Here is a 17651-nt window from a genome sequence, read left to right on the forward strand (position 1 = left end):
CGCCGCCGTCGGACATTAAACGATGGGCGGGCAGCGGGGGCAGCGGCGCGCATGTCCAGCCCACTGACACAGGCGTTAACGGAAGAGGGCGCCGGGGCGCGCCTATATGGTTAGCTAGGAGCTACCCGTATGCCGGGGCATTCCGCGGCCATGACCTCACCCGGCTGGCTGTCCACAAGCATGGAAGGCTGCTGTAAATACAGTGGAAGATACATTGAAGATCATCGTCCTGGTCAAGCATGTACCGGACGCGCAGTTTGACCGCCACCTCAATGGGGAGGACTACACGACTGACCGCGACGAGAGCATCCTGTCCGAGCTTGACGAATACGCACTCGAGGCAGCCCTGCAGCTGGCCGAAGCCCGCGGGGGAGCCAAGGCAGGCAACCAGGTCATCGCGCTGAGCATGGGCCCTTCGGGCGCCGTCAACGCCATCAAGAAGGCGCTGCAGATCGGGGCGACCGAGGGCGTGCACCTCACGGATGACGCACTGGCCGGTTCGGACGCCGCCGCCACGTCCCTGGCGCTGGCAGCAGCAGTCCGGCACCTGGGCAGCGTGGACCTGGTCATCACCGGCATGGCGTCAACCGACGGTGAAACCTCCCTCGTTCCCGCCCAGCTGGCCGAACGGCTCGGCCTCCCGCAGGTCACCTTCGCCTCCACGTTGGAGGTCGACGGCGGACGCCTCACCGCGCGCCGCGACGCTGACACGTCGTCCGAGACGGTGGAAGCACCGCTCCCGGCCGTCGTCTCCGTGACGGACCAGATCAACGAGCCGCGCTACCCCAACTTCAAGGGCATCATCGCAGCCAAGCGCAAGAGCATCACCACGCTCTCCCTCGCTGACATCGGTGTGGACCCGGCGCAGGTGGGGCACGCCGGTTCCTGGACCCGCGTGCTCAGTGCGGAGGAACGTCCGCCCCGGACCGCCGGGACCATCATCACCGACGAAGGCGATGCCGGCATCAAGCTCGTTGACTTCCTGGCCGCCCAGAAGCTGCTCTAAGAGGGACCACAGACATGGCAAAAGTACTTGTATTCATTGACAACCCCGGGGCTGCGCTCAAGAAGAGCAACCTTGAACTGCTCACTTTGGGCCGCTCACTCGGCGAGACGGCAGTTGCGCTGAACGGGACGCTGCACGACGACGTTGCGGCCACCTTTGCCGAGTACGGCGTCAGCACGGTGCTGTTCCCCTCGGCAGGGGACCTCGATGACTTCCTTGTTGCCCCGAAGGCTGCCTACCTGGCAGCTGCGGCTGAACAGGCCGGGGCCGGCATCGTCCTGCTCGACAATTCGCCTGAGGGCAAGGAGATCGCCGCGCGGGCGGGCATCCGCCTGAACGCCGGCGTCATCACCGACGTGGTAGCCGTGGACGCTGACGGCACCGCGCACAAGTCAGTCCTCGCGGGCTCCTACAACACCGCCTGCAAGGCCTCCACCGCGGTCAGCGTGCTGACCGTGAAGGCCAACAACGTCACCCCGGAGCCGGCTGCGGCGCCAAGCTCACCGGAGACGGCCACGGTGGACGTTCCCGCCGGCAGCACCGCCGCGGCCGCGCGGATCACCGCCCGGGAGCAGAAAGTAGCCAGCGGGCGCCCGGACCTGACCGACGCCCGCATCGTCGTCGCCGGCGGCCGCGGCCTTGATGGCGACTTTGGTCCGGTTGAGGAACTTGCCGACGCGCTGGGCGCAGCCGTGGGTGCCTCCCGTGCCGCCACCGACGCCGGCTGGATCAGCCATGACGCGCAGGTGGGGCAGACCGGCAAGACGGTGTCCCCGCAGCTCTACATCTCGGCGGGAATCTCCGGTGCCATCCAGCAGAAGGCCGGCATGCAGACGGCGAAAGTGATCGTAGCCGTCAATAAGGACGCTGAATCACCGGTTTTCGAGATCGCGGACTTCGGCATCGTGGGCGACCTCTTCGACGTCCTCCCGCAGGCCACAGCCGAGATCAAGAAGCGAAAAGGCTGACTCCTTGACTTCCTCTCCTGCACAGGAACAGGGCCCGTTCAACCCGGACATCCACCGGATTGGGCGGGTGCTCTGTTTTGCGGCACATCCCGACGACATCGACTTCGGTGCTGCGGGCACCATCGCCGGCTGGACGGCGGCCGGAGTCCATGTCAGCTACTGCATCATGACCGACGGCGACGCCGGCGGCTTCGACCCCGCCCACCGGGCGGACATCATCGCCCTGCGCGACGCTGAACAGCGCCGGGCCGCCGAACTGGTGGGGGTCACTGACATCCACTACCTCCACCAGCGTGACGGCTACCTTGAGCCGTCGCACGAGGTGATGAAGGGCGTGGTGAAACTGATTCGGGAAATCCGTCCCGACGTCGTGCTTTCCATGCACCCGGAACGGAACTGGAAGCGCATCCAGAAGAGCCATCCCGACCATCTGGCCGTAGGCGAGGCCGTGACGCGTGCTGTCTACCCGGCAGTGGAGAATCCGTTCGCCTACCCTGAACTGGCGGAAGCCGGCCTGGGGGCCTACAAACTGCCGTGGCTGTGGCTCTATGCCGGGCCGGAAGAACGGGAGAACCATTTTGTGGACGTCACGGAGCACGTGGAGTCCAAGCTTCGGGCAATCCATGTCCACGTCAGCCAGCATCCCGACGTGGAGGCGATGGAGGCAACCGTCCGGCGGGGCATGAAGCTGAATGCCGCACGCGCCGGCCTGCCGGAGGGGCGAAGCGCCGAGGCATTCCATGTGGTTGCGGTCAACGGTCCGGGAACCATCGCGGGCTTCTGACACATTTCCCCGGTGGGAAGACCACAGGCGAAAGCGCCCCGTTCCATGTCCTTCCGGAAGGTGGAACGGGGCGCTTTCAGCTGGTGCGGGAGCGTTCCCCTTAGGCGCCCAAGGGTGCGGCAGCCACCGTGGGCAACGTGGGCGACCGGGACCCGCCCGCCGGCTCCACGGTGATTCCCAGCGCCGCTGCGGAGGAGATCCCTTCCACCACAGCCGGCTTGGAAAGGGCTTCCTCGTCCATCAGGCCCTGGGATACGGGTGCCGAACCATCCTTGGGGATCAGCCACATCTGGTACACCTTGCCGGCGGGCGGCGCAGGAACGCCGTTCATCTTGACAACGGCGGCATCCTCGGAGGACGAAATGAGCAGGGTGGCGGTGCCGCCGCCGGCCACATCCACCGAGGCCTCCCGCAGGTCCCCTGCCCGCACCACCTGGTTGATGGGATCGTTCAGGTCCGCCAGGTATGAACCCACTCCCACGCCGCCGAGGGCGATGGCGGCCGCGGCGGCCACTCCGGCCAGCCAGCGGCGGGTGCCGGAAGGCCGTCGCCGTTCCTCCCGGCGCTGCCGCGCCTTGGCGAGCTCGTCCCCGGCAACCGGCTGCCCTGTTGCCGACGGCCCGGCGGGCGCGGCGGCAGGCCCCGCTGCGGGGGCCGGGCCGTCCGCTTCCGGGTGGTTGTCCTGTGCAGGAAGCTGTGCGACGATGCGGTCGAAAAGGTCGGCCGGCGGCTCTTCCTCGACCCGGAAAGTCCTGGCCAGAGTTTCCCTTGCCTGGCGTACCCGGTCGAAAAAGAGGGTACGTTCCGATTCCGGGGCAGCCGAGATGTACTGCTCGATCGCCCGGCGTTCTTCGTCGGTCACCGCGTCCAGGGCATACAGCTCCGCCAGCTCTACGACCCGGCCGGAAGCCAGGTCCATGGCTACGGTGTCACCAAACGAACCTGGACGGCCGTCGCGGCCATGGTTCATGTCACTCATCTCAACTCACCTCCAGACAGGTCTTCAGCCGGATTAATCCGTCACGGATCCGGGATTTTATGGTCGGTACTGCTGCGTTCAGGCGTTCGGCAACTTCCCGGTACGTGAGGCCGCCGTAGTAGGCCAGCCGCACCGACTCCTGCTGCGTTTCGGTCAGCGTTCCCAGGCAACGGACCACGGCCTCGGCTTCCAGTCTGCTCCCGACCTGGTCCGACACTGTGTCGTGGTCGATGTCCTGGGTGCTGGCGCCGTATTTGGCCTCGCGGTCAGTGGAGGATTGCGAGGACCGGACTCTGTCCACAGCGCGGCGGTGCGAAATGGTCATTAGCCAGGAGAGCGGGCTCCCGGCCTTGGGATCGAACTTCGCCGCGTTCTGCCACACCTGGAGGAAGACCTCCTGCGTGGTGTCTTCGCTGAGTTCGGGGTCGATCAGCACGCGGCGGGCCATACCGAAAACCCGGCGCGACGTGAGTCGGTAGAACTCGGCGAAGGCGGCCTGGTCGCCCCGGCCTATGCCTTCCAGCAGGACTGAAAGCCGGTGGCTGAGATCGGCCGGAGGGTCAGTTACCGCGGCATGGGCCTCGGAATGCGGGGCCTCGGAATGCGGGGCATTGGGGGTTTCCATTACTACCAAGCATAAGTGTCCGGACCGTGAATCCTCAGCAGTGCCGCCCCGGCTGCTGCGGGCGGTCCTGGAACGTGACTCCAGCAATGTCACCTGCAGCTCCTTGAACACGATGGAATGTTGTCGGGAGTGATTCGACGCCGCAGCAGGGGCGGATGGGTTGGCTGGGAAAAATGATACGGCCCGCCCGTTGTGTGCCTGGAACGGAGCGGGTCAGATCCTGGCGCCGGCGAAGCCCTGTTGGCGCCACGCTTCGTACACGGCGATGGAGGCGGCGTTGGCCAGGTTCAGGGAGCGCAGTGCCGGCAGCATGGGCAACCGGACGGTGGAGGTGACATGGGGATCTGCCTTCAGTTCCGCCGGCAGGCCCACGGATTCCCGTCCGAACATCAGGACGTCACCCGGCTGGTAGGAGATGTCCGTGTAGCTGGCGGCTCCGTCCGACGTAAAGGCGTACACCCGTTCCGGCTTCAGGTGCTGCCAGGCGTCCTCGATGCTCGGGTGCACAGTGACGACGGCGAGGTCGTGGTAGTCGAGGCCGGCCCGTCGGAGTTTCGCATCCGAAAAGTCGAAGCCGAGCGGTTCCACGAGGTGCAGTTCGGCCCCGGTGATGGCTGCCAGCCGGATGGCGTTGCCGGTATTGCCGGGGATTTCGGGGGCATGGAAAAGGATGCGGAACACGGTTCCATCCTAGCGACCGTTGCAGGCGCAGGGCGTCCAGGGTCAGTGCATGCCGCGCAGCAGCCTGGCCAGCACCGGAACGTTCACCGTATTGGGGGCCGGCCCGGCGGCAAGGAACTCCTTGAGGCCACGCACCATCCCCGCGGCATTGACCACCTGTACGGCTTCCAACCCGCCTGCCGACCGGCGGTGGTTGTCGATCACCGGCTCATGGAGGTTGCCGCCCGGACTGAGCACGACGGTCCAGCCTGTGACATTCAGTTCCGGGAAGATGTCCTGCATGGCACGCACCACGTGTGCGAGCTGCGGCGGGGGGATGGCACGGCCGCCGTGGTTCAAGGTCCGGCCGTCCCAGGCATAGGCTCCCTTGGGCAACAGCATGGAGCCGATCAGCGCCAGCCGGTACCCGGACAGCACAGCATGGTCGATGTGGCTGTTGTCCGCGGGGGACTGGAGGCCATTAATGAGCCTGGCGGCCGGAATTGCCGGCAGGACCTGTCGGGTGAGGAGCTGGACGGTGCGCATTTCCCGCTGGATGCGTGCCTCGGCGCCGAATATTCCACGCTTCCGGGGCATGCCGTGGACCTGCTGGCTGGCGAGTTCCAGCGGGATAAGGGGAACGTCGCCGGCAGGAACGCTGTCGTACGCCGGGACGTAGACCGGGGGATCTCCGGCGGTGTTGCGGGCGTTGCCTGGCCGGTGCACGGTGGCAGAAGCGCGGCTGCCTGCCGCCGGGGCGTCGAAGTGCGGCTCCCTCCCGGCCTCGTCACCGCGGACAGTGCCGGCGGCGTAGGAGCGGTCGTAGGCTTTCCTGCGAATGGGGTCGATGAGGGTTTCATAGGCCTTTGTCACCCGCCGGAATGCTGCGGCATCTCCCCCGTGATCGGGGTGGGCCGTGCGGGCAGCCCGGCGGTAGGCCACCTTGATTTCCTTCTCCGTGGCTGTCACCGGCACGCGAAGCACCTGGTAATACGAGCCGCTGCTCTCGGTCAAGCACCCATCCTTTGGTTGATTCGGCCAGTCTTCGCAGGTAGCCCGGTCTGCACAGTTTAATGGCCCTGCCTGAACAACGACGTTCCGGCCCCGCCGGGTTCCCTGCAGCCGGCAGGGGCTGGCGTTGCGGGGCGGGGACCAGGGCGTTGGCCCGGGCCCGGATACCTCTAGACTCGTGCATGCGCGGCCGTCCGGCCGCGGCGGGATGCATTGGGGTAGGAATGGAAATGCCGGCGACGGCGGGAACGGCTGGCTGGGCCGGGCGGCGGCCCGTGCCGATACTGGCAGCCGCAATGGCGGCCCTGCTCATGGGCGGCTGCAGCGTTGAGGTACGGGACCCGGCGGCTCCGGAACCTGCGGCCAGCACGCCCGCAGTGGCTACGCCCACCATAACGCCGGGCCACGACGCTGAGGCAGTAGCCGGCCGGGACCTGCCCTTTGCTGCCGGCGGCACCCTGGCCCCGGGGGTGCCGGTTGGAATCTCGGATGGACTCAAGGAAGCTCCGGGCTGGAAGGCCGGGAGCCGCAACGTCGCGGGCGAAAGCCGGTACACCAAGGCCGACGGATGCCTGGTTGCCGCCAAAGCCCGCACCAACCAGAACGCCCTTGCCAGGGCTGATGACCGGGAATCGACCATTGCCCTCTTCGAATACCTTGATCCGTCCATCCTGCCCGGCTACCTGAAAACGGAGACCCTGCAGTGGGGCGCATCCCCGGAAGGGCCAGGGCGCGCGGTGGAGGTGCTGGCCCTGGAGCCGGCACCGCAGCCGGGCGGCAGGGCAACGGCTGTGCTGGCCAGGCTTTTCGGCACGGCCGGTTCGTCGGTCTATGTCTCCATCTCCTGCCCGGACGCCGCCTCGCTCGCGTCGGCCAGGTTCGACGTCGTGCGTTTCCTGCCTCTGGTCCCGCCGGCCGGCTAGCAGCCCCAGGCGCAGCCGCTCCTGCCTCAAGGCATGGACAGTAGAATTGGGAGGTGCCCGTTTACCTGGACCATGCCGCAACCACGCCCCTCTCACCTGAGGCGCTGGCTGCCTTGACGCGTGAGCTCGCGCGCACCGGGAATCCCTCCTCCCTGCACGGCTCCGGCCGACGCGCCCGCCGCGCGGTGGAAGACGCGCGGGAGGCCATTGCGGCTGCAGCGGGGGCCCACCCCTCGGAAGTCATCTTCACCTCGGGGGGCACGGAGTCTGACAACCTGGCCGTCAAGGGCCTCTACTGGTCACGGGTGGCAGAAAACCCTGCCCGTCGCCGCATCCTGTGTTCCGCCGTCGAGCACCATGCCGTCCTGGACACCGTGGAGTGGCTGGAGCGGCACGAAGGCGCCGAGGTGGCATGGCTTCCCGTGGACAGCGAGGGGGTCGTGGAACTGACCGCCCTTGAAAAGGAACTTTCCCGTGACCCGGACACCATTGCCCTGGCAACGGTCATGTGGGCGAACAACGAGGTGGGCACCATCCAGCCCGTCAGCCGGATCGTGGAACTGGCCCACGCCGCAGGGGTGCCCGTGCACTCCGACGCGGTACAGGCATTCGGTTCGCTTCCCGTGGACTTCAAGGCCTCCGGCTTGGACGCCATGTCAATCTCCGGGCACAAAATCGGCGGACCGGTGGGGGTGGGGGCCCTCCTGCTAGGGCGGGCGGTGAAACTGACGCCCGTCCAGCACGGCGGCGGCCAGGAACGTGACGTCCGCTCAGGCACGCTGGACACCGCCTCCATCGCAGCCTTCGCCGCGGCTGCGGAAATGGTTGCGGCCACCCTGGGCCAGGAGTCGGCGCGGATCGCGGCCCTCCGCGACCGGCTGATTGACGGCGTCCATGCACAGGTTCCGGAAGCCGTCCTGCGGGGTGCCCCAGGGAACGGCCGGCTCCCCGGGAACGCGCACTTCACCTTCCCCGGCTGCGAAGGGGACTCCCTGCTGTTCCTCCTGGACCTGGCAGGGGTGGAGTCATCCACGGGTTCTGCCTGCACGGCAGGGGTGCCGAGGCCTTCGCACGTCCTGCTGGCCATGGGCCTGGACGAGGAGACGGCGCGCGGAGCGCAGCGGTTCACCCTGGGCCACGCATCCGTGGAGGCCGACGTCGATGCGCTGCTGGCCGCGCTTCCGGGAGCCTATGCACGGGCGCGGCAGGCGGGCATGGCAGGACACGAGTCCAGTATCCAAACCGCAGGAACCCTGGCCCGCCGGGTGCCGGCCCAGGAATGACGGGAGCTTGCCGCGCCCGTCGAATTGACACCGCCGTAGAATAGATAGGCGAAGATCGTTTCCGGGTGACTGCCCGCCTTTTAAGCCGGCCTCCGGCAGTTCGGCCCCGGAAGTACCCCAACAGAAAGCAAACATGCGAGTTCTAGCAGCCATGAGCGGCGGAGTCGACTCCGCCGTTGCCGCCGCCCGCGCCGTCGAGGCAGGGCACGACGTCGTCGGCGTCCACCTGGCGCTGTCCCGCATGCCCGGAACGTTGCGCACCGGAAGCCGGGGCTGCTGCACCATTGAAGACTCCCGCGATGCATGGCGCGCCTGCGATGTGCTGGGCATTCCGTACTACGTCTGGGATTTCTCCGAGCGGTTCAAGGAAGACGTCGTCCAGGACTTCATCGATGAATACGCCGCCGGCCGCACGCCCAACCCCTGCATGCGCTGCAACGAACGGATCAAGTTCGCGGCACTGCTGGAGAAGGCCATCGCGCTGGGCTTCGACGCCGTGTGCACGGGACACTATGCCAAGGTGATCGAGGACGCTGACGGTAACCGCGAACTCCACCGCGCAGCTGACTGGGCCAAGGATCAGAGCTACGTCCTGGGCGTCCTGACCCACGAGCAGCTCAAGCACTCCATGTTCCCGCTCGCCGATACGCCGTCCAAGGCTGAAGTGCGTGCAGAGGCGGAGCGGCGCGGCTTGTCTGTAGCTAACAAGCCGGACAGCCACGACATCTGCTTCATCCCCGACGGTGACACCGCCGGATGGCTGGCGGAAAAGATCGATATGTCCACCGGTGACATCGTGGATGAAACGGGCACCAAGGTGGGCGAACATCCTGGCGCCAACGCCTTCACCGTGGGCCAGCGCCGCGGACTGAAGCTGGGCACCCCCGCCGCCGACGGCAAGCCGCGGTTTGTCCTTGAGATCCGGCCCAAGGAGAACAAGGTTGTGGTGGGCCCCGAGGCGCTGCTGGCGATTGACGAGATCCGCGGCATCAAAGTCTCCTGGGCCGGAATGCCCATCGCTGAAGTAGGGACGGGCGGGGACTTCGAATGCCACGCGCAGGTCCGTGCCCACGGCGATCCCGTTCCTGCCACTGCACGCATGGAGCCGGCCGGCCGGGATACGGAAGCGGGCGGAGGCCAGCTCGTCGTCCGGCTCGCCACTCCGCTGCGTGGAGTGGCCCCCGGGCAGACGATAGTCCTTTACCAGGGCAGCCGCGTGCTGGGCCAGGCAACGATCGACGCTGCCCGCTCGCTTCAGCGCGCCGCGCTCTAGACCCTTATTTTCGAGCACCGCCCCGGTTCCGCCGGGGCGGTGTTCTTTGTTGTGCGCGCCCTGGCGGGAGGACCGGGGCTCATTCAGGTAAATTTTGTGTCTCAACTCACAAAATCGTCCCGTCTGAGGGTTGACTCTCTGATTGAATCTAGGCATCAGCACCGCGCGCTTCCCGCCTGAGCACATGTACCCGTCAGCGGTCGGCGGGCGCGCACTCATCGAACAGAAAGTTCACAGATGACGAAGAGCAACAAAGCACTGCATGGCGCAATCGCGCTGGCAGGCATCTCCGCAATCGCACTGACAGCCTGCACGGGCCCCTCAGGCGGCGGCGGAACCTCAACCGGCGAGGCAGGAGGCGGTGCCATCACCTACGGCACCACGGACAAGGTGGTCACCCTCGACCCCGCCGGATCCTATGACGGCGGATCCTTCATGGTGATGAACCAGATCTACCCGTTCCTGCTCAACTACAAGCCCGGCACTGCAGACGCCGCGCCGGACATCGCCGAGTCCGCCTCCTTCACCAGCCCCACCGAGTACACGGTGAAGCTGAAGCCCGGCCTGAAGTTCGCCAACGGCAACACGCTGGACTCCTCGGACGTCGTGTTCTCCTTCAAGCGGGTCAAGGCCATTGACGATCCCAACGGCCCGGCCTCACTGCTTTCGAACATGGAAAAGATCGAAGCGACGGACCCCAACACCGTCGTGTTCACCCTTGCGGCCGGAAATGACCAGGTGTTCCCTGGCGTCCTCGCCTCCAACCCCGGGCCGATCGTGGACGAGCAGGTCTTCCCGGCGGACAAGGTCATGGACGACGACGCCATCGTCGCCGCAAAGCCCTTCGCCGGCCAGTACACGATTGAAAGCTACAAGAAGAACGAACTGGTCAGCTTCAAACCCAATCCGGACTACCAGGGCCTGCTTGGCAAGGCGGCCAACGACGGCGCAACCCTCAAGCACTATGCCGACCCGAACAACCTGAAGCTCGACGTGCAGCAGGGCAACATTGACGTTGCCGGCCGCATCCTCACGGCCACGGACGTCGCCGACCTCGAGAAGGATTCCAAGGTCAAGGTCCACAAGGGCCCGGGCGGGGAACTGCGCTACATGGTCTTCAACTTCGACACCATGCCGTTCGGCGCGAAGACGCCCGAAGCCGATCCCGCGAAGTCGCTGGCCGTGCGCCAGGCGATAGCACACCTCGTTGACCGCGATGTCATCGCCTCCCAGGTCTTCAAGAACACCTACACTCCGGTCTATTCCTACGTCCCCAAGGAATTCGAAGGAGCAGCGGAGCCGCTGAAGAGCCTGTACGGCGACGGAAACGGCAAGCCAAGCGTGGACAAGGCCAAGAAGGTCCTGGCCGACGCCGGCGTCACCTCCGTGGTTGACCTGAAGCTGCAGTACACGGACCGCTACGGTACGTCAGCTGCCGACGAGTACGCCCTGGTCAAGGAGCAGCTTGAGAAGTCAGGTCTCTTCGCCGTTGACCTGAAGTCCACGGAATGGACCACCTACACCAAGGAGCGCCGCGCGGACGCGTACCCGGTGTACCAGCTGGGCTGGTTCCCGGACTACTCGGACGCGGACAACTACCTGACCCCGTTCTTTATTCCGGGCAACTTCCTCGGCAACCACTACGAGAACCCCGCCGTCACGGAAATCGTGAAGAAACAGCTCGTCACCACGGACAAGGCGGAACGCAGCGATCTCCTGGGCCAGGCCCAGGAAGCCATTGCGAAGGACCTCTCCACGCTCCCGCTGCTGCAGGGCGCCCAGGTAATGGTGGCCGGAACGGATGTCAAGGGAGTCGAGAAGACCCTGGACGCGTCCTTCAAGACCCGTCTTGGCGTGATGTCCAAGTAGGTCCACTGAACAATCCGGCTCTGACCTAAGACGGGGCGGGACGCGGTGCGCCTGCACAGGTGCGCGTGTCCCGCCCCGTCTGCTGGTCGGGAAGCGGTGAACGCCCACCGCGGGCACCGCAAATAACAACCTGAGGCACCATGACTACATTGATCGACGCGCCGCCAACAGACGCGGACGGCCTGCTTCCGGCGGCCAAGAAATCCTCCGGCGGGGGATTGGGACAGTACATCCTGATCCGTTTCCTGCTGATTTTCCCCACAATATTCATCCTGGTGACCATGGTCTTCTTCCTGATGCGGATCACGGGAGACCCCATCACCGCGGCCATGGGCGGACGCCTGCCCGAGGACCAGCTACAGGCGCGGATCCAGGCTGCAGGCTACGACCGGCCCATCCTGGTCCAGTACTTCGAGTACCTCGGCCAGCTGGCCACCGGCAACTTCGGCCGGACGCTCACCGACAACCGGGCCGTCGTCGAAATGCTGACAACCTACGGCTCAGCCACCCTGGAGCTGAGCATCAACGCGCTGCTCGTCGCCCTCCTGGTGGGCATTCCCCTGGGCATGGTGGCGGCCCACCGCCGGGACAAGGCGCCGGACGCCGTCCTGCGGGTCTTTGCCATTCTTTGCTACGCCACCCCCGTCTTCTTCGCCGGCATGCTCCTGAAGCTGACCTTCTCTGTCTGGCTCGGATGGCTGCCGGTGGCCGGGCGGGCCAAGACCTCCAGCGAACTCGCCCTGACCTCCCTCCAGGCCCCCACCGGGATCTATTGGCTCGATGCCCTGCGGAGCGGCAACATGGCCGCACTCGGAGACGTCCTGGCGCACGCGGTCCTGCCTGCGGTGGCGCTGGGACTGCTGACGGCAGGGATTTTCCTCCGCCTCGTCCGGACCAACGTGATCGGCACCCTGGGCCGGGACTACATAGAAGCGGGGCGGTCCAGGGGCGTCAGCGAATACCGACTGGTCACCAAGCACGCCTACAAGCCCGCGCTCATCCCCATCATCACGGTGATGGGCCTGCAGATAGCGGTCATGCTTGGCGGCGCGGTACTGACCGAAAAGACGTTCGAATGGAAAGGCCTGGGGTTCCAGCTGGCCAACTACCTCACGGCGCGCGACTTCGTCGCGGTGCAGGGAATCGTGGTGCTGCTCGCCATCATCGTGGCCATGACCAACTTCATCGTGGACATCATCGCCGCGCTGATCGACCCCCGCGTGAGGTACTGACCATGAGCATCCCCACTGTTCCCGTCCCCATGGAAAATCCCAGGGCGCCCTGGTACCGGCGCCTGCCGGTGGTTTCACATTTCAACAAGAGCGTGGGCCTCCAGCGCGGCATGCTAGTGGCGGGCCTGATCCTCACCGGCCTCTTTGTCCTGACGGCACTTTTCGCGCCGCTGCTGGCACCTTACGGTTTCTCCCAGCTTTCCGACGCCGACGGCAACTTCCCCACGCAGGAGGCCCCCGGAGGCAAGCACCTTCTGGGCACAACGGTGGGCGGTTACGACGTCCTGTCCCGTGTCGTCTGGGGAGCGCAGACGGCCATCCTGGTGATCGTCGTCGCCGTCGCCATGTCCATCGTCCTGGGTGTTGCCCTCGGCCTGGTCAGCGGCTACCTTGGCGGGTGGCTCGACCGGATCCTGGTGGTCATCGCCGACGCCGTGTACGCCTTCCCGTCCCTGCTGGTTGCCATTGTCATGGCCATTGTCATCAGCGGCGGCCAGTCCAGCCTGCTTGGCGGCATCTTTGCCGCCGGCACGGCAATCACACTGGTGTTCATTCCGCAGTATTTCAGGGTGATCAGGGCGGAGACGGTCCGGCTCAAGGCCGAGCCGTTCGTGGAGTCGGCCAAGGTGGTGGGCGCTTCCAACATCCGCATCATGACCCGCCACATCTACCGCAACGCCACCCGCACCCTGCCGTTGATCTTCACCCTCAACGCTTCCGAGGCCATCCTCACCCTTGCCGGGCTGGGCTTCCTTGGCTTCGGCATCGAGCCGAGCTCGGCCGCTGAATGGGGATTCGACCTCAACAAGGCGCTCGCCGACACGACTTCCGGGATCTGGTGGACCGGCCTGTTCCCGGGCCTGGCGATTGTGCTCACCGTGGTGGGCCTGACCTTGGTGGGCGAGAGCATCAACGACCTGAATGATCCGCGGCTCCGGGGCCGCAAGAGCACGGGCGGCGGTTCGCCCGCGCCGGTGGACAACGCCGCCATCGCAACAGAAGTGAGGGCATCATGACCGTCAACATCGATCCGTCGTCCGGGGCCGGCTCCGGCCACGAGTCCGGCGGCGGCCGTCCGGTCCTCGACATCGACCACCTCCAGGTCACCTTCGCCACCGACGGCGGCCCGGTCCATGCCGTCAAGGACGTCAGCCTGGAGGTCCGGAAGGGGGAAGTGCTGGCCATCGTGGGGGAGTCGGGGTCCGGCAAGACGGTCACCGCCAAGACCATTCTGGGCCTGCTTCCGGAAACAGCCAGCAGCTCCGGGGCAGTGGTGATCAACGGCGCTGACGTGATCAGCGTCAGTGCCGCCAAACTGCGCCAGATCCGTGGCCGCGACGTAGCCATGGTGTTCCAGGAGCCGTCAACAGCCCTGAACCCGGTGTTCACCGTGGGCTGGCAGATCGCCGAAGGCATCCGCGCACACGCCGGCAGCGGCGGTAAGCGGGTTTCGGCCAGGGAAGCCAAGTCCCGGGCCGTCGACGCGCTCCGCAAGGTGGGCATCCCCGACCCCGAACACCGCGTCAACTACTACCCCCACCAGTTTTCGGGAGGACAGAAGCAGCGGGTGGTGATCGCCGCCGCGCTGGCCCTGAATCCGGGGCTGATCGTAGCCGACGAGCCAACCACCGCCCTCGATGTCACGGTCCAGGCAGAGATCCTGGAACTGCTGCGGGACCTGCGGGACAAGTACGGCACGTCCATCGTGCTCATCACCCACAACATGGGTGTGGTCGCGGACCTCGCCGACCGCGTGGTGGTCATGTACCAGGGGGACGTGGTGGAGGAGGCGCCGGCCCGCACCTTGTTCGCTGAACCCAAGCAGGACTACACCCGGAAACTGCTCGCAGCAGTGCCGCACCTGGGGCGCAACTCGGCGTCGGAGGGCCTGACCAGCCGGGCCCACCAGGATGAGGAAATCCTGGTGGAGGCCAGGAACCTCACCATCGAGTACCCCGGCAGGCTGGGAACGCCGGCGTTCAAGGCAGTGGATGGCGTCAGCTTCACCGTCTCCAGGGGCGAAGTCTTCGGGCTGGTGGGGGAGTCCGGTTCCGGGAAGACCACCATCGGGCGCGCAATCGCCGGCCTCAACAGGACCACCGGCGGGAGCCTCAAGGTCCTGGGCTACGAGATGCTGAACCTAAAGGAACGCACCTTCAAGCCGCTCCGGAAGGACATTGGCTTCGTGTTCCAGGACCCGGCGGCGTCCTTCAACCCGCAGCTGACCATCGGGGACTGCATTGCCGAACCCATGGTCATCCACACGAAGCCAAGCCCGGCCCAGGCGCGCAAGCGCGTAGGCGAGCTGCTCGAATCAGTCCAGCTGCCGGCGTCGTACGCGGGCCGCTACCCGCACGAACTGTCCGGCGGGCAGCGGCAGCGCGCCTCGTTGGCCCGGGCACTCAGCCTGAACCCCCGCCTGCTGATAGCGGACGAGCCGACGTCGGCCCTGGACGTGTCGGTGCAGGCGAAGGTCCTGGAGCTGTTCAAGGACATCCAGGAGGAGTTCGGTTTTGCCTGCCTGTTCATCAGCCACGACCTGGCCGTCGTGGACACGCTGTCATCCTGGGTGGGCGTGCTCTATAAGGGGAAGCTGGTGGAGCAGGGAATCGGGAGCCAGGTGATGGGAAGCCCGCAGCATGACTACACGCGGCGGCTCATCGCGTCACTGCCGGTGCCGGACCCGCAGGAACAGGCACGGCGCCGGGAGGAGCACCGGGCACTGCTCGGCATCTGATGGGTCGCGGCAAGCCCGGGGTTTGCGGCGCCGGTGCCGGTTGCGGCGCCGGCGCTTAACACCCGGGCTATCCGCGTGCCCTCCCATAGACTTGAGCCATGACGCAGCACAACCCCCACTCTCCTGATTCCGATGACTACGACCCCTCCGCCAGTTCTTTGGCCGGCCAGGTGGACAACTCGGTGATGGCTGAGCTGCTGTCCATCCGTTCCAGCATCGACAACATCGATGCGACCCTGGTCTATCTGCTGGCTGAGCGCTTCAAAGCCACCCAGAAGGTGGGGTTCCTCAAGGCCGCCCACCGGCTCCCCGCCGGCGACCCCGGCCGTGAGGCAGCCCAGATCGCCAGGCTGCGCAGGCTGGCCGAGGATGCGCACTTGGATCCCGCGTTCGCGGAAAAGTTCCTGAATTTCATCATCGGCGAGGTCATCAGGCATCACGAGGCGATTGCCGAAGACCACGAGGCGGCCTCCGGACAGCACCCGCAGGCACCAGCACGCGCGTGAGCCGGGACGAACGGCGCCGCGCCGACTCCAGCACCGGACCGGGGAACGGGGCGCCGACGCGTCAGGTGACGGCCACCGCGCTGGGACCCTGGCCGGGTGAAGATCCGGTGGAAGCGGCAAAAATCATCCGCGGCGAGCTGGGCAGCCCCCACCTGCCGTTCCTCGCCGAGCTGCCGGACCGGGGCGTCGGCTCTGATGCCCTGGGACGCACTGCCTGCCTCCTGGAGGAGCTTGCGGTCGACGTCCAGCCGTATGGCTGGCGGCTCGTGGACCGTCCCGGCAAGGACTTCCGGCGTGCCGCCTCCGCCCTTGCCACGGACATCAATGTCCTGGCCGACGTGGCCGGGACCGAGGAAAATCCGGCAGCCGAAATCAAGGTGCAGCTGGTGGGGCCGCTGAGCCTTGCGGCCGGGCTCCACCTGCACAACGGCGAACGGGCACTCATCGACTACGGGGCCCGCCGGGACCTTGCGGCTTCCCTTGCCGCCGGTGTGGGACGGTACCTCTCGCGGGTTGCCGCTGCCGTGCCGGGTGCCCGGCTGGTGGTCCAGGTGGATGAGCCGGACATCGCCGCGGTGCTGGCCGGCACCATCCCCACCTCCAGCGGCTACCGCACCCTGCGTGCTGTGGCCGCCTCCGAAGTACGGGAATCGTGGCGGGTGGTCCTGGACGCACTGCGCGGGTTCGGCGCAGCCGAAGTCGTCATAGCCGTGCCGGCGATCGAGGCGCCCTTCGAGCAGATCCTCGCGGCAGGAGCCGACGGCATTGCCGTTCCGTTTGACGCCCTGACTTCCCGGCAGTGGGAACAGTTGGCTGGAGCGGTTGAGGCGGACAAGCGCCTGTGGATCGGCGCGCTCGATACTGCGGGACGGTCCCTGCCAAAGGTGTCGGACTGCGTCGAGGGCGTGTGGCGCCCCTGGCGCCAGCTGGGGCTGCCCGCCACAGCGCTTGGCACCGTGCGGATCACTCCCTCGCAGGGGCTGGCCGGCGGCACCCCGGCACAGGCCACGGCGGTCCTCGGACGCCTCACGCAGGTGGCGGATGGGCTGAACCAGCTGGCGCTGGGATAGCGGGACTCAGACCCGGTTTTCCCAACGGTCCGGCTGCGCGTAGCGGGGCAGGAAACTCTGGGCTGAACTGCCGCCGGTGTAGGGGCGCAGCCTGTAGTCGAAGCTGCCGGCATACACCAGCACCAGGCCGATCTGCGGCTGGATCACCTTTACCTGGATGCGGTGCTTGCCCGCGGCGCCGTCGGCCGGGTCCCACCACTGTTCCGCGTATGCTTTGGCATCCAAGGCGGCGGGAAGGGGGATGCGGAGGGGGCCAATGAAGAGCCGGGAGGCTTCGGAGATGCCGCGAAGCCGGCCCTCCGGCGTGACGCTCAGGTTCAGGTCGGTCACCAGCCTCCGGTACCGTCCCACGTAGTCCACCAGCTGGGTGGCGCCGGCCCGGCGGGTCGCACTGGTGGTGTCCTGGAAGATCCGCGTCCGGCCCGGGAACCGGATTTCGCGGCGGGCTGTCAGGCTGGAGCGGCCAAAGGGGTCCTGGTGGGCATGGTTCTCAATCCGGAAAGGAATGTTCTCGCCGTACTCGGGGAAGAATGCTTCCTCCCCGCTGGTAAGCCGCAGCAGGGGGCGCAGCCATTCCTGCCGGCAGCCAACGACGTCGAAGGTCCCTTCCCCCACTCCGTAGCTGCCGGAACCCGGGGCCAGGGAAAAGTATTCCTGGAGCTCCGGCTGGAGCCGGGAAAAGTGCGCGCCGAGCGCCTGCTGGTAAATGGGAATGTTCAATGGGG

17 protein-coding genes are annotated in these 17651 nt (G+C 66.6%); 12 read left to right on the forward strand and 5 right to left on the reverse strand.

Going from position 1 to position 17651, the window contains the following annotated elements; translation table 11 throughout:
* Positions 1 to 214 precede the first annotated feature (214 nt).
* The 3 genes from GK109_RS16890 to GK109_RS16900 are packed head-to-tail and all read left to right on the forward strand — an operon-like array spanning position 215 to position 2758.
* A complete protein-coding gene (locus tag GK109_RS16890; protein ID WP_104998470.1) occupies positions 215 to 1006 on the forward strand; it encodes an electron transfer flavoprotein subunit beta/FixA family protein in 792 nt (263 codons plus the stop codon).
* Between the two features lie 14 nt (positions 1007 to 1020).
* Positions 1021 to 1974 (forward strand): electron transfer flavoprotein subunit alpha/FixB family protein, encoded by a 954-nt coding sequence (locus GK109_RS16895; RefSeq protein WP_157241743.1) that lies wholly within the window; start codon positions 1021 to 1023, stop codon positions 1972 to 1974.
* Positions 1975 to 1978: 4 nt separating this feature from the next.
* Complete coding sequence (locus tag GK109_RS16900) at positions 1979 to 2758, forward strand: PIG-L deacetylase family protein (RefSeq protein ID WP_157241744.1); 780 nt, start codon at positions 1979 to 1981, stop codon at positions 2756 to 2758.
* A 100-nt stretch (positions 2759 to 2858) separates the two neighbouring features.
* Here the strand turns inward: GK109_RS16900 and GK109_RS16905 are convergent, their stop codons facing one another.
* From GK109_RS16905 to GK109_RS16920, 4 genes are all read right to left on the reverse strand, one after another.
* A complete protein-coding gene (locus GK109_RS16905; protein WP_370460657.1) occupies positions 2859 to 3737 on the reverse strand; it encodes an anti-sigma factor domain-containing protein in 879 nt (292 codons plus the stop codon).
* A gap of 1 nt (position 3738) precedes the next feature.
* Positions 3739 to 4362, reverse strand: coding sequence for an ECF RNA polymerase sigma factor SigK (gene sigK, locus GK109_RS16910; protein ID WP_157241745.1), 624 nt, complete (start codon positions 4360 to 4362; stop codon positions 3739 to 3741).
* A 213-nt stretch (positions 4363 to 4575) separates the two neighbouring features.
* A complete protein-coding gene (locus tag GK109_RS16915) occupies positions 4576 to 5043 on the reverse strand; it encodes a tRNA (cytidine(34)-2'-O)-methyltransferase (RefSeq protein WP_321213955.1) in 468 nt (155 codons plus the stop codon).
* A gap of 42 nt (positions 5044 to 5085) precedes the next feature.
* Positions 5086 to 6036, reverse strand: a complete 951-nt coding sequence (locus GK109_RS16920; RefSeq protein ID WP_157241746.1) for a J domain-containing protein — start codon at positions 6034 to 6036, stop codon at positions 5086 to 5088.
* A gap of 227 nt (positions 6037 to 6263) precedes the next feature.
* Here GK109_RS16920 and GK109_RS16925 point away from each other — a divergent pair, with 227 nt between their 5' ends.
* The 9 genes from GK109_RS16925 to GK109_RS16965 all read left to right on the forward strand — a co-directional run bounded on the left by GK109_RS16925 (position 6264) and on the right by GK109_RS16965 (position 16926).
* Entirely contained in the window at positions 6264 to 6956 is a 693-nt protein-coding gene (locus GK109_RS16925; protein ID WP_157241747.1) for a hypothetical protein, read from the forward strand.
* A 53-nt stretch (positions 6957 to 7009) separates the two neighbouring features.
* Positions 7010 to 8239, forward strand: coding sequence for a cysteine desulfurase family protein (locus tag GK109_RS16930; RefSeq protein WP_370460658.1), 1230 nt, complete (start codon positions 7010 to 7012; stop codon positions 8237 to 8239).
* Between the two features lie 133 nt (positions 8240 to 8372).
* Positions 8373 to 9512, forward strand: coding sequence for a tRNA 2-thiouridine(34) synthase MnmA (gene mnmA, locus GK109_RS16935; RefSeq protein ID WP_157241748.1), 1140 nt, complete (start codon positions 8373 to 8375; stop codon positions 9510 to 9512).
* 237 nt (positions 9513 to 9749) lie between these two features.
* Positions 9750 to 11381, forward strand: coding sequence for an ABC transporter substrate-binding protein (locus tag GK109_RS16940; RefSeq protein ID WP_157241749.1), 1632 nt, complete (start codon positions 9750 to 9752; stop codon positions 11379 to 11381).
* 140 nt (positions 11382 to 11521) lie between these two features.
* The gene (locus GK109_RS16945; RefSeq protein ID WP_157241750.1) at positions 11522 to 12613 is read left to right on the forward strand and encodes an ABC transporter permease; all 1092 of its coding nucleotides are present in this window, start codon (positions 11522 to 11524) and stop codon (positions 12611 to 12613) included.
* Between the two features lie 2 nt (positions 12614 to 12615).
* Positions 12616 to 13629: an ABC transporter permease gene (locus GK109_RS16950; protein ID WP_157241751.1), complete on the forward strand. Its 1014-nt coding sequence runs from the start codon at positions 12616 to 12618 to the stop codon at positions 13627 to 13629.
* The gene (locus tag GK109_RS16955) at positions 13626 to 15350 is read left to right on the forward strand and encodes an ABC transporter ATP-binding protein (RefSeq protein ID WP_157241752.1); all 1725 of its coding nucleotides are present in this window, start codon (positions 13626 to 13628) and stop codon (positions 15348 to 15350) included. Before GK109_RS16950 ends, GK109_RS16955 begins: the two co-directional genes overlap by 4 nt.
* A 98-nt stretch (positions 15351 to 15448) precedes the next feature.
* Positions 15449 to 15856, forward strand: a complete 408-nt coding sequence (locus GK109_RS16960; protein WP_157241753.1) for a chorismate mutase — start codon at positions 15449 to 15451, stop codon at positions 15854 to 15856.
* A gap of 65 nt (positions 15857 to 15921) precedes the next feature.
* The gene (locus GK109_RS16965; RefSeq protein WP_323056690.1) at positions 15922 to 16926 is read left to right on the forward strand and encodes a hypothetical protein; all 1005 of its coding nucleotides are present in this window, start codon (positions 15922 to 15924) and stop codon (positions 16924 to 16926) included.
* 6 nt (positions 16927 to 16932) lie between these two features.
* Here GK109_RS16965 and GK109_RS16970 read toward each other — a convergent pair whose 3' ends face one another.
* Positions 16933 to 17646 (reverse strand): DUF4166 domain-containing protein, encoded by a 714-nt coding sequence (locus tag GK109_RS16970; RefSeq protein ID WP_157241754.1) that lies wholly within the window; start codon positions 17644 to 17646, stop codon positions 16933 to 16935.
* Positions 17647 to 17651 lie beyond the last annotated feature (5 nt).

This window comes from Pseudarthrobacter sp. GA104, assembly GCF_009741265.1.
In the GTDB taxonomy this organism is placed as follows: Bacteria; Actinomycetota; Actinomycetes; order Actinomycetales; family Micrococcaceae; genus Arthrobacter.

Excerpts from the sequence above, each read along its gene's own strand:
- GK109_RS16895 (WP_157241743.1), top strand. The coding sequence starts at position 1,021 with ATGGCAAAAGTACTTGTATTCATTGACAACCCCGGGGCTGCGCTCAAG.
- GK109_RS16905 (WP_370460657.1), bottom strand. The coding sequence starts at position 3,737 with ATGAGTGACATGAACCATGGCCGCGACGGCCGTCCAGGTTCGTTTGGT.
- sigK (WP_157241745.1), bottom strand. The coding sequence starts at position 4,362 with ATGGAAACCCCCAATGCCCCGCATTCCGAGGCCCCGCATTCCGAGGCC.
- GK109_RS16925 (WP_157241747.1), top strand. The coding sequence starts at position 6,264 with ATGCCGGCGACGGCGGGAACGGCTGGCTGGGCCGGGCGGCGGCCCGTG.
- mnmA (WP_157241748.1), top strand. The coding sequence starts at position 8,373 with ATGCGAGTTCTAGCAGCCATGAGCGGCGGAGTCGACTCCGCCGTTGCC.
- GK109_RS16940 (WP_157241749.1), top strand. The coding sequence starts at position 9,750 with ATGACGAAGAGCAACAAAGCACTGCATGGCGCAATCGCGCTGGCAGGC.
- GK109_RS16945 (WP_157241750.1), top strand. The coding sequence starts at position 11,522 with ATGACTACATTGATCGACGCGCCGCCAACAGACGCGGACGGCCTGCTT.
- GK109_RS16950 (WP_157241751.1), top strand. The coding sequence starts at position 12,616 with ATGAGCATCCCCACTGTTCCCGTCCCCATGGAAAATCCCAGGGCGCCC.
- GK109_RS16955 (WP_157241752.1), top strand. The coding sequence starts at position 13,626 with ATGACCGTCAACATCGATCCGTCGTCCGGGGCCGGCTCCGGCCACGAG.
- GK109_RS16960 (WP_157241753.1), top strand. The coding sequence starts at position 15,449 with ATGACGCAGCACAACCCCCACTCTCCTGATTCCGATGACTACGACCCC.